General features: G+C 59.8%; 10 protein-coding genes and 2 pseudogenes. 6 read left to right on the forward strand and 6 right to left on the reverse strand.

Going from position 1 to position 12402, the window contains the following annotated elements; translation table 11 throughout:
• Window positions 1–121: 121 nt before the first annotated feature.
• From antC to antA, 3 genes and pseudogenes are all read right to left on the reverse strand, one after another.
• Complete coding sequence (antC, locus tag ACSSU5_RS19375; RefSeq protein WP_264313946.1) at window positions 122–1141, reverse strand: anthranilate 1,2-dioxygenase electron transfer component AntC; 1020 nt, start codon at window positions 1139–1141, stop codon at window positions 122–124.
• 19 nt (window positions 1142–1160) lie between these two features.
• Window positions 1161–1651: pseudogene (gene antB / locus ACSSU5_RS19380) on the reverse strand (anthranilate 1,2-dioxygenase small subunit).
• A gap of 4 nt (window positions 1652–1655) precedes the next feature.
• Window positions 1656–3059 (reverse strand): anthranilate 1,2-dioxygenase large subunit, encoded by a 1404-nt coding sequence (antA, locus tag ACSSU5_RS19385; RefSeq protein ID WP_264309418.1) that lies wholly within the window; start codon window positions 3057–3059, stop codon window positions 1656–1658.
• A gap of 304 nt (window positions 3060–3363) precedes the next feature.
• On the opposite strand from antA, the pseudogene ACSSU5_RS19390 reads away from it, so the two are divergent.
• Window positions 3364–4277 (forward strand): annotated as a pseudogene (locus tag ACSSU5_RS19390) (DinB/UmuC family translesion DNA polymerase); the annotation flags it as partial.
• Between the two features lie 110 nt (window positions 4278–4387).
• On the opposite strand, the gene ACSSU5_RS19395 reads toward ACSSU5_RS19390, so the two are convergent.
• Window positions 4388–5671, reverse strand: a complete 1284-nt coding sequence (locus ACSSU5_RS19395; RefSeq protein WP_264309416.1) for an arsenic transporter — start codon at window positions 5669–5671, stop codon at window positions 4388–4390.
• A 239-nt stretch (window positions 5672–5910) separates the two neighbouring features.
• Between ACSSU5_RS19395 and ACSSU5_RS19400 the strand changes: the two genes are divergently transcribed.
• Genes ACSSU5_RS19400 through ACSSU5_RS19415 form a run of 4 tightly spaced genes read left to right on the forward strand, consistent with a single transcriptional unit; the run spans window position 5911 to window position 10334 of the window.
• Window positions 5911–8151 carry a TonB-dependent siderophore receptor gene (locus tag ACSSU5_RS19400; protein ID WP_492559534.1) on the forward strand — a complete coding sequence of 747 codons (2241 nt, stop codon included), beginning with the start codon at window positions 5911–5913 and terminating at the stop codon, window positions 8149–8151.
• A gap of 49 nt (window positions 8152–8200) precedes the next feature.
• Window positions 8201–8488, forward strand: a complete 288-nt coding sequence (locus ACSSU5_RS19405; protein WP_264309414.1) for an iron transporter — start codon at window positions 8201–8203, stop codon at window positions 8486–8488.
• Window positions 8485–10005, forward strand: a complete 1521-nt coding sequence (locus ACSSU5_RS19410) for a PepSY-associated TM helix domain-containing protein (RefSeq protein WP_492559535.1) — start codon at window positions 8485–8487, stop codon at window positions 10003–10005. The genes ACSSU5_RS19405 and ACSSU5_RS19410 overlap by 4 nt, the downstream gene beginning before the upstream one ends.
• The gene (locus ACSSU5_RS19415; protein ID WP_492559536.1) at window positions 10002–10334 is read left to right on the forward strand and encodes a DUF3325 domain-containing protein; all 333 of its coding nucleotides are present in this window, start codon (window positions 10002–10004) and stop codon (window positions 10332–10334) included. Before ACSSU5_RS19410 ends, ACSSU5_RS19415 begins: the two co-directional genes overlap by 4 nt.
• 20 nt (window positions 10335–10354) lie before the next feature.
• On the opposite strand, the gene ACSSU5_RS19420 is transcribed toward ACSSU5_RS19415, so the two are convergent.
• Complete coding sequence (locus ACSSU5_RS19420) at window positions 10355–10870, reverse strand: DUF4880 domain-containing protein (protein ID WP_492559537.1); 516 nt, start codon at window positions 10868–10870, stop codon at window positions 10355–10357.
• Between the two features lie 445 nt (window positions 10871–11315).
• Window positions 11316–11615, reverse strand: coding sequence for a DUF6124 family protein (locus ACSSU5_RS19425; RefSeq protein ID WP_264309410.1), 300 nt, complete (start codon window positions 11613–11615; stop codon window positions 11316–11318).
• An 88-nt stretch (window positions 11616–11703) separates the two neighbouring features.
• On the opposite strand from ACSSU5_RS19425, the gene ACSSU5_RS19430 reads away from it, so the two are divergent.
• Window positions 11704–12402, forward strand: coding sequence for a LexA family transcriptional regulator (locus tag ACSSU5_RS19430; RefSeq protein ID WP_264309409.1), 699 nt, complete (start codon window positions 11704–11706; stop codon window positions 12400–12402).

The raw sequence follows: 12402 nt of genomic DNA on the forward strand, positions 1-12402 counted from the left end.
ACACTCTGTACGCTTATGACAATAACGGCGCGTCTGAACGAGGCAATTGATATCGGCTCATTGCTCTTATCGAGCGACGTGCCTAAACACAGGGCACTCCCGCCAGGGCGCCGGTTGGCGTTTACGTATTACTTTCCGTGAACTTTTCGAGGTAGATGCGTGCTGATGTCTGGCCGCTCTTTTGATGCCACTGTTTAATCGATTCAACCATTGGCGGTGGACCGCAAATGTACATATCGAATGGCATGTCGGTGGCTTCATAGAGTGCGAGGTGATCGGTAATAAACCCGCACTTTCCCTGCCAGTCGCCGTCTGACTCACTGAGAACAGGCGTGAATTCAAACTTCTCGACGGTGCGTGTATAGGCCGCCAGACGTGGCAGTTCGCACAGGTCCTGTTCTGTTCGCACGCCGTAATAGAGGTGGACCGGAAACCCGGCCCCTCCCTTTTCCGCCAGTTGATCAAGCATGCCCAGGAAGGCTGAGAGGCCCGTACCTCCAGCCATCATCACGATTGGGCGGTCGATGTGCCTGAGATAAAACGCTCCCAAAGGTGCTTCCATGGCGATTGTGTCGCCGGGCTTGCAGTGCTCACGCAGGTAGTTGCTCATCACCCCGTCCGGCAGCAGACGCACCAGAAACTCAAGTGTTTGCGTGCCGGGTGCGCAGGCGAAAGAATAGGAACGGCGATGTTCCGTGCCAGGTATCTGCAACCTTGCATATTGACCGGGCAGGTAGTTCAGAGAAGTGTCGCCTTCAACCGTGGTCCGCAGAATGGCAGTGCCGGCCGAAACGTGAACCACTTCTTTGACCGTCGTGATGATCTCCGTGGTTCCTTCGCTGTTGCACAGGCTCGAATCAAAATCGAAATAGAAAGACGCGTCTGACTGGACACGGGTCTGGCACGACAGAATCCTGCGTTCTGCCAAGTCCTGCTCAGACAGCGCCTCCTCATCAACGTAGTCTTGCGTGTAACTGCCAGACTCGCAGCGTCCCTGACAGGTCGCGCAAACGCCCTCGCGGCAATCAAGGGGGATCTTGATTCCGCTTTTCAATGCAGCGTCCAATAAAATTTCGTTAGGCAGAACGGGGCAAAAAAGCGTTTTGCCATCGGCGAAGTTCAACGCGACCTTGTACATGATTAACCTTTCGTTCAATGAATCAGAGGTGATAGAAATCCAGGACCGAATTGATCGTGTCGTTGAGCAACACGGTATGTTTTCTGGAGATCAACCAACTGTCACCGTTCGGTTGTAACGTGTAAGTTGCTCTTCCGTAGAACTGCTCGGAGGTGGCATGGCGATAATAGAGCGTATGCCAGTTCGTCAGCACTTCCAGGACGCCGCCACCCAACGCTTTGATGCGAACATTACTGATCATATGTAACGTGCGCGGCATCGGCGTGGCTGAAGCCGCTTTGCCCGTGCGCAGTCGGAAGACTCGGTCTTCAAGGCCACCGCGGTTGGGGTAATAAATCAGCGACATTTCTCTTTTGGGGTCTTGGGTAAATACGTGTTCCGAATCCCACTGCGGCAAATGAAATTCGCTTTCTTCGCTGAACAGCGTCAGATAGGCATCCCACTCCTGGGCATCGCAAAGTTCTGATTTTTGTACAGGAATTGTTCGACCCGGTACTGAAGTTCTGCACTCATCTGCTTAGACCTCTTTGAGTTTGAGCGATTCGGCTTCGGCGGCCTTGCGTGCAAGGCCATTGAGCAGAAACTTCTGCCAGTTGCCATGTTGATTCACATACAGGCCTTCGTGGGTGAACTCTGCCCCGATCATCGCTGGTGAAATACCAATGGTTTCGGTATTGCGGGTCGGACCTGTGACCCATTTGTCACGTCCGCGCGAGATATCGCTCCAGCGTTCCAGGCGGGCCTGAAAGCCGCGCTGGGCTTCACGAAACTCCACCAGGTCATCAGGTGTTCCCATTCCTGAAACGTTGAAGAAGTCTTCGAATTGTCGAATCCTGTTTTCCCGATCCGCATCGGACTCGCCCTTGACGCCCAGACAGAAGCTGTTGACTTCAGTCTTGTCCCAGGCGATAGGTCGAATAATCCTGAGTTGAGAACTGATCTGGTCAAGAAAGAACATGCTGGGGTAAACGTTCAAGTTCCTGAGGCGGTGCATCATCCACTCGGCCTTGTCTTGGCCGTACTCTTCGACGAGGCGTGGCATGATCGTCGCGTAACCTGGGCGAACTTCCGGGTTGGGCATGTCACTGAACAGTACACTGTGGCCATTGTTGAATGCGAACCAGCCATCGTCCGTTTCTTTATCGCCGGCGCCCAGTTTGCTGTAATCCAACGTTTCGCTCGACGCAAGTCCCTTCGATGCATTGACTTGCTGGCGATGTTGAACGGTTGAAACATAGTTGTAATGCACGGTACTGACGTGATAACCGTCAAGGCCGTTTTCATTCTGCAACTTCCAGTTGCCGTCGTAGGTGTAGGCAGATTTACCTGGCAGAACTTCCAACTCTCCCGTTGGCGATTGAGCGACCATCATGTCGAAAAAGACTTTCGCATCACCCAGATAGTCTTCCAAAGTGTCGGTGCCGTTCACGTCGAGACTCACGAAAATGAAGCCCTTGTAGCTTTCAATTCGTGCTTTTTTCAAACCGCGAGTGGCTTTGTCGAAGTCATCCCCATATTCATTGGGCGCTTTGACTTTAACCAGTCTGCCGTCACTCTTGTAACACCAAGCATGAAAGGGGCAGGTGAACGTTGATTGATTACCTTTGCCAACCCGCGTCAATGTGGTGCCGCGATGCTGACACGCGTTGATCAGCGCATTTAACTGCCCTTCGCCGTCTCGGGTGATGATCAACGGTTGGCGACCTGCCCGCATCGTTACGAAGTCATGTTTATTCGCAACTTCGCTTTCGTGGCACGCGTAAATCCAGTTCTTCTCAAAGATGAGCTCCATCTCGAGGTCGAACAGTTCAGGCTCGGTGAACATGTCACGCGCTACCCGATAGATACCTTCCTCGCCTCGAAAATCCAGGCAGCTCTCGACGTATTCTTTCCACTGCTCAATATCTCGCATGCGACCCATTTTTATGATCCTCATTGTGTGGCTATGCATGGGGTCTATTTAGAAGGAGAGGGTGAATCCGGGTCTATCCTGTTTGTTGCTGAGTTAAGTCCGCTTAGGAAGGACAGGGGGCTTCGTATAGTGGAGACACACGAATACGAAGCGGAGCGGCAGGATACAGAGGCAGGTATTCGGCGACGGCTTCGACACTGACCCTGCGTGGACGGTACGAGGTTAGTCAGTTGCGGTCCTTAGCGCCCTGCTGTTTGTTCGCTTTGGGCATTAACTGCTATTTACGAATGGCAGCTAATGGCTGTGGATTCAACTGGGCCGCTGCATCCGTGAACGGGTGCTCAAGCACACCGGCATCCCCGTGGGCGTCGGCATCGCCGGCACCAAGACCCTGGCCAAGCTGGCCAACCACGCGGTCAAGCGCTGGGCCGTTCACAGCGGCGGGGTGGTCGACCTGCGCGTTGCGTCGCATTGCGAGTGGGTGCTGAAGAAGTGCGACGTGTCCGAAGTCTGGGCATCGGCAAACGCCTCACCGCGCACCTGCAGGGCATGGGCATCCGCACGGCCTGGGACCTGTCCCGCGCCGCACCGGGCTTGTTGCGCAAGGCGTTCAGCGTGGTGGTGGAAAAGACCGCACGCGAACTGGCGGGTAGCCCGTACCTGCAACTGCAGGACATCGAGCCGCCACGCCAGGAAATCTGCTGCAGCCGTATGTTCGGCAAGCGCCTGACCGAGCAGGCACCGATCAAGGAAGCGGTGGCCACCTACGTGATGCGTGCCGCGGAGAAGCTGCGTGGCCAGCGTTCACTGGCGAGCAAGATGCGTGTCAGCATCCGTACCGGCATGTTCAACCCGGACGAAGCCAAGTACGCCAATGGCGTGGTGGTGCAGTTGCCGTACCCGACAGATGACGTGCGGCTGCTCACACGCATGGCCCTGGAGGCGGTGGAGCGGGTGTATCGGCAGGGTTTTCGCTACAGCAAGGCGGAGGTGTTGCTGCTGGAACTGTGCCAGCGCGGGGAGTTCACTGGCGATTTGTTTGCGCCGTCGCAGACGGTGCAGGCCGAGCGGGTGATGGCCGTGATCGACGGTGTGAATGCACGCTGGGGCAGGGGCACGCTACGCAGTGCGGCAGTACCGGCGGCAGCGCAATGGGCGATGCGCCGGGAGTTGATGAGCGCAGGCTTTACGACGCAGATGGACGGGTTGTGGCGGGTCAATCGCTGAGCAGCCATACAGCACCCCTCTTGTGGGGGCGGATTCACCCACGAACCAGGGCGTAGCCCTGGCAGGGTGTGTCCAAATTATCGCAGGTAAACCCCACAGGCCCGACGCGCCTAGATACTCAACCGCACCGCCAAAGCCGCCAACGTCACCAGCAACACCGGCACCGTCAGCAGCACCCCAACCTTGAAGTAGTACCCCCAGCCGATGCTGACCCCTTTACGCGCCAGCACATGCAGCCACAACAGCGTTGCCAGGCTACCGATCGGGGTGATCTTGGGCCCCAGGTCACAGCCAATGACGTTGGCATAGATCATCGCTTCGCGCACTACACCCTGCGCCTCGCTGGCATGAATCGACAGCGCACCGATCAGCACGCTGGGCAGGTTGTTCATCACCGACGACAACAGCGCGGCAATCAGGCCGGTACCCAGCGAAGCCGCCCACACGCCATGCCCGGCCAGCCAGTTCAGCACACTGCCGAGCGAGTCGGTCAAGCCGGCATTGCGCAACCCGTAGACCACCAGGTACATCCCCAGTGAAAACACCACAATCTGCCACGGCGCTTCACGCAGCACGCGGCGTGTGGAAATCACATGACCACGGGCGGCGACGGCGAACAGAACGGCCGCGCAGGCCGCAGCCACGGCACTGACCGGGATGCCCAAAGGCTCGAGCACGAACAGGCTGGCCAGTAACGCCAACAGCACAACCCAACCGACACGGAAGGTAGCGCGGTCGCGGATCGCCAGGGCCGGCATCTTGAGCTCGTCAGTGGCGTAGCGCAGCGGGATGTCGCGGCCGAAGTACAGCCGCAAGACCAACAGCGTGGCCGCTACCGCCACCAGGTTCACCGGCACCATGACCGAGGCATAGGCATTGAAACCCAGGTCGAAGTAGTCCGCCGAGACAATGTTCACCAGGTTCGACACCACCAGTGGCAGGCTGGCGGTGTCGGCGATGAAGCCCGCGCCCATGACGAAGGCCAGGGTCGCGGCAGGCGAGAAGCGCAGCGCCAGCAGCATCGACATGACGATCGGAGTGAGGATCAATGCCGCACCGTCATTGGCGAACAGCGCCGACACGGCTGCCCCCAGTAACACCATGAAGGCGAACAGGCGGCGCCCGTCACCCCGCGCCCAGCGCGCCACATGCAGCGCCGCCCACTCGAAGAAGCCGGCCTCGTCCAGCAGCAGGCTGATGATGATGAGGGCTATGAACGTGGCCGTGGCGTTCCAGATGATGGCCCAGACCGTGGGGATGTCGTGCAGCGATACCACCCCGCACAGCAGGGCGAGCACAGCACCGAAAGTGGCGCTCCAGCCAACGCCCAGGCCTTTGGGCTGCCAGATGACCAGGGTGAGGGTAAACAGGAAAATCAATGCGGCTGGGAGCATGAACACAGGGTCTCGAAGTGGCAAACAAGCCGCGACAGAGTAGGGCACGCGCGGGCGTTTCAGCAAAGTTCCGTTACAAACATGTAAGTTTCGTAAATAAGATTTAAACTCATTTGAGAATCACTATATTTACCAACCCTGTTGGCCCCACTTTGTGTTTGTGAGGCCGGTGGGCGAGGGCTCTCCGGCTTCCTGGCAGGGATGTGCCTTTTTGCTCATGAATCGCAGGAGATGTACCGATGCAATCCAGAACTTCACCCAACAGCCTGGCCCTGGCGTTCGTCGCGCTGGCGTCGCCGGCCATGGTCGCGACCGCCGCTCAGGCCGAAGAGCCACGCGCGGGTGAAATGCTGGAAGTGGCTGCGCCTGAAAAGGCCCTGGTCATCCAGAACACCCTCGTCACCGCCGAGCGCGAAGCGCGGCAGGCCCTGGGTTCGTCGATCATCACCGAAGAAGACATCAAGCGTCATCCCCCAGCCAATGACCTGTCTGAACTGATCCGTCGCGAGCCCGGGGTCAACCTGACCGGCAACAGTGCCAGCGGCGCACGCGGCAACAACCGGCAGATCGACCTGCGCGGCATGGGGCCGGAAAACACCTTGATCCTCATCGACGGCAAGCCCTCCAGCGCACGTAACGCCGTGCGCTACGGCTGGAACGGCGACCGCGACACCCGTGGTGAAACCAACTGGGTGCCGGCCGAAGCGGTCGAGCGCATCGAGATCCTGCGTGGCCCGGCCGCCGCACGCTACGGCTCAGGTGCCATGGGGGGGGTGGTCAACATCATCACCAAGCGCCCGACCGATGAACTCAAAGGCAGCGTCAGCCTGTACACGCAGATGCCCGAAGACAGCGCCGAGGGCGCCAGCCGCCGTGCCAACTTCAACCTTGGCGGCGGCCTCACCGAAAACCTGGGGTTCCGCTTGTACGGTGGCCTGGCCAAGACCGACGCCGACGACCTGGACATCAACGCCAGCCATGCCAACAGTGCCCTGTCGGCCGGCCGCGAAGGCGTGCGCAACAAGGACATCAACGGCCTGTTGAGCTGGAAGCTCAATGACGAGCACCGCCTCGAAGCCAGCGCCGGCTACAGCCGCCAAGGCAACATTTATGCTGGCGACACCATGAACAGCAACGGTGGCAGCAATGTCGATCTGATCTCCAGCCTGTATGGCCACGAGACCAACGTGATGCAGCGCAACACCTACGACCTGACCCACCTGGGTGATTTCGCCTGGGGCACCAGCAAGACCACGCTGGCCTATGAATACGTGCGCAACTGGCGCCTTAACGAGGGCCTGGCCGGTGGCCCGGAAGGCGCGATCAACGATAGCGGCGCGGCCATGTCGCGGCTGCGCAATACCCGCCTGAGCAGCGAAGTGAACCTGCCATTCGCCATGGGCAGCACCGAACATGTGCTGACCCTGGGCGGTGAATACCTGTACGAGTCGCTCAATGATCAGGGCTCGTTCCGCCCGCAGAGCTTCGACCCGAGCGGCGGTGGCAATGACGCGATCAATGGCTTTGACCGCAGCAACTCGAAGATGACCGCCAAGAGCTACGCGCTGTTCGTCGAAGACAACATCATTGTCGGTGACACCACTGTCACCCCGGGCCTGCGCTTTGACCACCACGAGACGTTCGGTGACAACTTCAGCCCTAGCTTGAACCTGTCGCACAAGCTGACCGATGCGTTGTCGGTCAAGGGCGGTATCGCTCGGGCCTACAAGGTGCCGAACCTGTACCAGTCCAACCCCAATTACCTGCTCTACAGCCGTGGTAACGGGTGCAGCGTGCAGCAGGGCAACTCCGGTGGTTGCTACCTGCAGGGCAACGCCGACCTCAAGCCTGAAATCAGCGTCAACAAAGAGATCGGGCTGCTGTACGACCGTGGCACCTGGCGTACCAGCGCCACCTACTTCCGCAACGATTACAAGAACAAGATCATCGGCGACACCGATGTGCTCTACACCATCAACAGCGGCCGCCGCGTGACCCAGTGGGAGAACGCCGGCGAAGCACGCGTGGAAGGTATCGAGGGCAACTTCTTCATCGAGCTGACCCCAACCCTGGACTGGAACACCAACCTGACCTGGATGCTCGACAACGACAGCCGCGAGACAGGCGAGCCGCTGTCGGTGATCCCGGAGTACACGGTCAATACCACCCTCGATTGGCGCGCCACCGACAAGCTGTCGTTCCAGGTGGCAGGCACTTATTTCGGCAAGCAGAAGTCGCCGACCTACAACTACCGCACCCAGCAAAACTACGACCAGGATGCGCAGCAGGACGTGGAAGCCTACGGCCTGGTGGACGTGAGCACGGGCTACAAGTTCAACGCCAACTATGACGTGCGGGTGGGTGTGAACAACGTGTTCGACAAGCAGATCCTGCGCGGTGGCAATGCCAGCAGCTCGGGGGCCAACACCTACAACCAGCCGGGTCGTGCGGTGTTTGCTTCCTTGAACATTTCCTTCTGAGTCTTGGGGCTGCACAGCAGCCCCAACCATGATCCTTGAGGGATACCCGATGATCCAAGCCCCCGCCTGGCTGCAGATCCTCTCCCGCAGCACGGCCGCACTGCTCGGCGGCTACGCGTTCAGCTACGCCGCCAGTGCCTGCCTGGCGCGGCTGTTGCCGCTGTCGCCCGCCGACGCGGTGATCGTCGCGACCCTGCCAGCCTTCATCTTCTACACCGGCGCAATCCTCTGGGCCTTTGCCAGCCGAGACGCCGTGCGCGCCTGGGCGCCGCTGGCCCTCGCCGCACCGCTGGCATTGATCGGCTTCTGGCCGCAGGCACTGGGGTGGCTGGCATGAAGAACACCTTCACCCAATCGATGTCCTGGCTGCACACCTGGGGCGGGCTGATTTTCGGCTGGCTGCTGTTCGCCATCTTCGTCACCGGTACCCTGGCAGTGTTCGACAAGGAACTCGATCACTGGATGCAGCCGGAGATCCCGGCAACAGAGGTGTCTCAGGCCGATGCCGCGCGCCGGGCCGTTGCCTACCTGCAGGCCCACGAACCGCAGGCCGGCAACTGGGGCATCAGCCTGCCCACCGAGCGCTCGCCAGGCTTGCGCGTGTCCACCGGCGAGCGTCGCCATGGCGGTGGCGTGCAGCTCGACCCACGCACCGGCGAGGCCATCGAGGTGCGTGACAGCGTCGGCGGCAACTTCTTTTTCCGCTTCCATTTCACCCTCGACCTGCCGCGCAACTGGGGCATCTTCGTGGTCGGTGCGCTGGCGCTGGTGATGCTGGCTGCACTGGTCACCGGCATCGTGATTCACAAGAAGATCTTCAAGGAGTTCTTTACCTTCAGGCCCAACAAGGGCCAGCGCTCGTGGCTGGACTTTCACAATGCCAGCGCCGTGCTGTTGCTGCCGTTCCACCTGATGATCACTTACACCGGGCTGGTGATTTTCATGCTCATCTACATCCCGGCAGGGGTCGATGCGTTGTTCGAGGGCGACACCCGCGCTTACTTCCAGGCGCAAGGCAATGCCCGCCTGGAGCAGCCACGGCACCAGGCCAGGCAACCGGGCGAGCTGGTGGATGTGGCACCGCTGCTGGCCCAGGCCGAGGCCCGGCTGGGGCCGCTTGGCGGCCTCAACATCCGCAACCCCAACACGGCCGGTGCGCGCATCGAGATCCGCCCCGAGCTGGGTAACCGTATCGCCCTCGCCAAGGGCCAGGCGATGGTCTTCGACGGCGTCAGCGGTGAGCTGCTCAGCGATGTACCGCAATGGCGTGCGGCCCCCCTGACCCAGCGGGTAATGGTCGGCCTGCACTTTGCCCAGTTCGGCGGTTACCCGATGCGCTGGTTGTACTTCATCTGCGGGCTGGTCAGCTGCGTGATGATTGCCAGCGGGCTGGTGCTGTTTTGCGTCAAGCGCGGGCGCAAGTATGCCAGCGCCACGACCCAGGTTTCGGCGCGGCGGTGGTTCCGGGTGGTCGAAGTGTGCAACGTCGGCTTCATCAGCGGATTGCTGCTGGCCTGCGTAGGCCTGCTGTGGGCCAGCCGCGTGCTGCCGGTTGAACTGGTGCAACGAGAAAGCTGGGAAGTGCGCGCGTTCTTCGGGGTGTGGTTGTTGGCGTTGTTGCACGCTGGCGTCAGGCCGGCGAAGCGGGCCTGGGTCGAGCAACTGGTAATGGCGGCGATGCTGTGCATTGGCTTGGGAGCGCTTGGCAGCGTGGGGGATGCGATGCGCCTGGGGGTTGTGGTCAGCGCCCTGGTACTGGGCATGCTGTTGGGGCTGGTGGCGTGGCGAGTGCACCAAGCGGTGCCGGCGCCGGTCAAGGTCAAGGCGGGGCGTAACCTGGAGGCGGGCGCATGATGATGTGGATGACAGGTGGCGTAGTGTTCGCCTACCTCGGCATGCTCGGCCTGTGCCAGGGGCTGGAACGGCATTACAAGCAGGTATGGCAGCGGGCCTGTCCACGTGCATTGCGCGTGGGGTTGCGTGGCATGGGGTGGCTCGCGTTGCTGGCCAGCCTGCTGCTGTGCGCGCAAGCCTGGGGTTGGGCCATGGGGCCGGTGGCCTGGTTGGGCGTGATGTCGTTGTCGGGGATGCTATTGGTGATGCTGCTGCCTTACTGGCCGCGGCTGGCGGTCGGATTGGCGACGGCGGTGCCTGTTTGGGGGGCGATGTACGTCTTTGTGTGATTCGCGGTGCTGATGCGTTGTCAGGCCCAAAAGCCGAACAGCACCAATGCAGCCATGCCAAGGCCCACTGCAATCGAACACCCACCTAACGACAGCGCCGCGCGACCTTGCCGGTACCAACCGTCCTGGCCCAGCTGCCGTGCTGGCGCCAGCAGGCTACGCCAAAGCAGTTCGGTGTCGTGAAACGCCAGCAAGTTGGCTTGGTCCGCATCCAGCCAGCGGCGAAAGTCGATGCGCTCGCAGGCGGTCACCTGGGGGCTCTGCAGGCGTACGTACCATTGCCCGGCAATACTCGCCAGCACATCCCGGCGCGAGCGGCCTGCTTGCAGCGCCTGGTTCATATGGCGCTCGATGCTCGCCAATGGCAGGTCGAGCCGGGCAGCGATACCGGCAAAATCCAGTTGGTCGAGGCGATTGAGCAGAAACACTTGCTGGACGCGCCGGGGCAGCCGTTTCAGGCCATGTAACAGGGCGGTGTCAGCATCGTGCTCGGTGGTCGGCGATGGGTGCTCAAGGGGCAGCAGCAGACGTGTCATGGACAGCTCCTTGCTCAAAAGGGGAGGTGTGGGGGCATCTTCCTTGATGCGTCATCAGCGTAGGCGAAACGAGATTGATTCTCAAGTGCTGATTCCGCAAAGTTTTGTAATGAGCGTTCACGGTCTGACACACTTTTGCTATCATGCCGGCCATTCACGATCTTCATTAGCCTGAAGAGCCAAAAAAAAGACCCGGCAAAAAGCCGGGTCAAAAACCGTGATTAGCCTGATGAGGAGATAATCTGAGAGCGACCTAAGCTCCAGGTTATCCAGCAGATCTCGCGATCAGCTGAGTGCAATAATAATCGTTATCATTTGCCAGTCAAATGAATTTTCGCTAATTCGGTAAAAAAGTTCTACCGATGCGCTTCCTTGTCCCGGCAATCGGGGCCTTTGCCGTTACCCGGCCGTCACGTCTCTCCCTTCGTTTTTACCTACACCCCGTCTACACGGGGCGCTTGTGCTCCAGCAGGGCGCGCGCCATGTCCATCATGTGCATCAATGCGAAGGTCAGCTCGCGCTGGGTGCCTTGCTGATGGACGGCGGTTTCCTGTGCGGTGGCGGCGGCGCAGCGGAGCAGGGCGATGGCGTGTTCCTGGGCTTGCTCACCGCTTACGCCTTCGTGGAGGGTCCAGATCTTGTTCTCGATGCTGGGGCGCGGCGGGTTGGGGTTGAGGTAGTAGTCGAGGGCGCGGCGGGCCGCTTCGCTGTCGAGATCTGTTTCGTCATTTGTCGGTGGTTTCATCCTGATACCTGCGAATGCCAATAGGGAAAAGGTTCAGGCCGATACTAATACCTAAAGTATTTTCACGCTTTCTGATAAATAATACAGAATGTTTATTGAGCGCCTGAAGGCAGTCCGTATCGTGCCAGCGATGAATATGGATAAATGGATTGCCCTCGTCCGTGACCGGATGGAGGAGCTTGGGCTCACTCAAGAACAACTTGCCGAACGCGTTGGCGTGTCTCAGGGCAGCGTAGGGCATTGGGTGAACAAGCGGCGTCAGCCGAAGATCGAGTCGATGAACCGCACGTTCGTCGAGCTTGGCATGCCCCACTACAACGTCAGCTTGCAATTGCGCATTCTGGGTCAGGTCGGTGAGGAGCGCGGCAGCTATGAAGTGGATGACACCGATGATGACCTGGACCTCATGCAATACATCGTGTGTTTCCGCTACCCGGTGCTGGGTTGGGGGGAGCTAGAAGCAGCAGAGACTGGCGTATTTGAGCAGACGGACTACATGGCCAAGGGCAAGGCGTTCTGGCTGACTGTTGAAAACGATGCGATGAGTGCAGTCAGTGGCCGCAGTGTGCCGCAGGGTATGCGGATGCTGGTCGACCCAGGCGTGGAGGTTGAGCCGGGGCGTTTGGTTATCGCTCGTCAGCCGGGCAAACCGGCGATTTTCCGTGAGTTGGCTGAGGAAGGTGGGCAGCGGTATCTGAAGGCCTTGAACAGCAACTACCCTGCATTGCTGTGTGAAGACGGCTGCGAATTTCTGGGGGTGGTTGTGCGGGTGCATGGGTCCTTCTAG

Source organism: Pseudomonas sp. E1MeOHC2, from assembly GCF_058745025.1.